This window comes from Treponema sp. R80B11-R83G3, from assembly GCF_054786115.1.
In genome coordinates this window covers 1-394 of the sequence record NZ_BDHF01000553.1, presented here as the reverse complement: position 1 = coordinate 394, position 394 = coordinate 1, and the positions used below count along the sequence as shown (strand labels likewise).

General features: G+C 41.9%; 1 protein-coding gene. It reads left to right on the top strand.

Annotation, left to right across the window (positions count from 1 at the left end; genetic code table 11):
• Nucleotides 1–257 (top strand): helix-turn-helix domain-containing protein (locus ACYVRH_RS14925; protein ID WP_461257641.1); only part of this gene is annotated, 257 nt, incomplete at its 5' end.
• Nucleotides 258–394 lie beyond the last annotated feature (137 nt).

The following is a 394-nucleotide window of genomic DNA, read 5'->3' as shown; positions in this document are numbered from 1 at the left end:
GTTTCTGCCATCCTGGCATTCTTTCTCTTTGGGAAAGCGGAAACGAATCTCAGCGGGATTTGGTCCACTGCCTATACCATTATTTTTTAAACGGCAGAAATATCAGCGCGACGGCTGACGCAATCCACATTCACCGCAATACCCTTATTTACCGTTTAAGCAAAGCGGAGGAAGTTTTAAGTATTGACATAAAACAGACTACTCCCAAGCAGGCATTTTTGTTTATTATCTCTTGCTTGATTGTTCAGGGACTTTGATTCGAAAGATTTTCACACAAAGGACACAAAGGTACAAAGATCACAAAGGGGAAAGAGGGGGTTTTTGTCCGAGGGTTTTGCGTGGGCTTCACGATAAGATAACGGACAAAAACATTGCTAATTGCTCATTGCTAATT